The sequence below is a fragment of the Aureispira sp. CCB-QB1 genome, from assembly GCF_000724545.1.
Taxonomy (GTDB): Bacteria; Bacteroidota; Bacteroidia; order Chitinophagales; family Saprospiraceae; genus Aureispira.
On the sequence record NZ_JHBV01000171.1, the window covers coordinates 1 to 2,235 of the forward strand.

Genomic DNA, 2,235 nt, shown 5'->3' on the forward strand with positions numbered 1-2,235 from the left:
GAAGAAAATACAAGATTGTTATTGTTAATCGTGGCGAGTTCTTATAAATGCAAAGACCCCTTGCACGCTTTGATACAAGGTAGTTCGGGCACAGGAAAGACGTTGTTATTACGCAAAATAATGGATATGATACCAGAGCAAGACCGCCACATCTGGACAAGAATCAGTGATAAGAGTTTGTATCATGCAGGGACAAAATTTAAACACTCCAGTATTGCGGTGGAAGATTGGGATGGACTGAGCGAAGAGGTTCAATATGTGGTTCGAGAAATGCAGTCGGGCAAGCGTTTAAGTTCTACGATTACGCAAAAGCAAGCGAATGGAAAGATGGAGAATGTGGAAATCTTGGCAGAAGGTCCAATATCAACCTTGATGTGTACCACAAGAGGCGCTGTTTATGAGGATAATATGAGCCGTTGTTTACTGGTTGCAGTCGATGAAAGCGAGGAACAAACCGAGCACATACTAGATTATCAATATCAAAAAGATAGAGGAGAAATCAACAGCAAACAAGAGCAGGAGGCAATTATACAGCTTCAAAATATGGTTTATGTATTAGAACCTAAATTAGTGGTTAATCCTTTTGCGGGTAAAATACAGCTACCAAAACGAGTGCATAAAATTAGGCGTTTGAATCACTTGTTCCAATGCTTTGTGAAGCAAATAACTTGGCTGCATCAGTTGCAACGGGAGGTAGATAATAATGGTCGAATTATTACGACTAAGGAAGATATACAGTTGGCTATTAATCTGTTGTTTGAAACGATTATTTTGAAAGTAGATGAATTGGATGGGAGCTTGCGCCAGTTTTTTGAGCAGTTGAAAGCATATGTTGAAGGTCAAGAAGAGCAAGCAAAATATTGCTTTGGTCGTCGAGAAATACGGCAGGTAATGAACCTTAGTAAAACTCAACAACATCGATATATGCAACAGCTTTTAGACTTAGAATATATTAAGCAAGTCGGGGGAGCTGTCAATCGAGGTTTTAAATATCAAATTATTTATTGGGATGATAATAAAGCCCTTAGAAAGGAGATACAAAGCTATATGAATAGCCAATTAAAGGCATTATCTAACTAAGTTTGGAACGGTTTAGGAACACCAATGGAACGCTAGAATAGCGATAAAACCTAGAAAAAGTGCTTGGCGTTCCTCGTTCCGAGAATTTGCTCAAGGGGGATGAAGAATTTAAGCAAAGTTTATCAAGAAGTACTGAAAGAAATAGCCCTTTATGTACAAGCAGTTGGCTATAGTACCAAAGGTCAACGAAACATAGAGGGAGGCATCAAAGCCTTTCTTTGTTGGTTAGAATCGAAGAAAATTTATCAGCTTCAAGAGATTAGAAGAAAGACGATAAAGGATTATCAAGCGTATTTAGAGAATCGTCCGAACCACCATAAAACAGGCGGATTGAGTAGCAAAATGATACGAGATTATTTGTGGAATGTAAGCCTACTTTTAAAGCTTCAAGAGCAACAAGGACGCTTGACTAAAAATCCCATGAGTGGTTATGTGTTGCCAAAGGTTGAGAGTGAAAAACGAGCTATTTTAACGCCTTTGGAAATTAGTCAATTATATACAGCTTGTAGCAGTTTGAAAGAGCGTTGTATCTTACACATTTACTACGGTCTAGGACTTAGAAGAAGTGAAGGTCAAGCTTTGAACTTGAAGGATATTGATTATAAAAATGGATGGTTGCTTGTCAGAAAAGGGAAGGGCGGAAGGTCTAGAAATATCCCTCTAACAGCAGCCATCCAAAGCGATCTAAAAGACTATGTTTTAAACCATCGCCCAAGAGTCCAGGAAACGGCTTTGTTTTTAAATACCCTCAACAGGCGTTATCGTGGCGCTTCTGCGCTGAAACTCGTTAAGAAGTTGCTTGAGAAAGCGAACATTGATAAAAAAATAGACTTGCATTGTTTGCGTCACAGTATTACAACCCACTTAATCCAACAAGGCATGCCGATTGAACAAGTTCGAGATTACTTAGGGCATGCGCACTTGGAAAGCACCCAAAATTATATCCATTATGACACTAAACAACTATTTAACAGGCAAGTATACCCCTTCAACTGTGAAGAGTTATGAGCGAGAAATCAAGATTTATTTACAAGCTTGTCCGAATGCTCAAAGTGCTACTTATCAAGACATTATTAACTATATCAATACTCAAAGAAAAACACAAAATCCAAGTTCTATTAATCGTATTTTACAGAGCATTAAAAAGTATTATAA

The 2,235-nt window shown here is 38.1% G+C and carries 2 protein-coding genes and 1 pseudogene; all 3 read left to right on the top strand.

Annotated elements, in window-relative coordinates:
- Window positions 1-1,080 (top strand): annotated as a pseudogene (locus CG11_RS30760) (hypothetical protein); the annotation flags it as partial.
- Between the two features lie 99 nt (window positions 1,081-1,179).
- Window positions 1,180-2,088, top strand: a complete 909-nt coding sequence (locus tag CG11_RS28915; protein WP_052600381.1) for a tyrosine-type recombinase/integrase — start codon at window positions 1,180-1,182, stop codon at window positions 2,086-2,088.
- Window positions 2,030-2,235: site-specific integrase (locus CG11_RS31165; RefSeq protein ID WP_368667166.1), on the top strand; the 206-nt coding region annotated here is incomplete at its 3' end. The genes CG11_RS28915 and CG11_RS31165, both read left to right, overlap by 59 nt.

Coding starts and splice junctions, on each gene's coding strand:
- CG11_RS28915 (WP_052600381.1), top strand. CDS start 1,180: ATGAAGAATTTAAGCAAAGTTTATCAAGAAGTACTGAAAGAAATAGCC.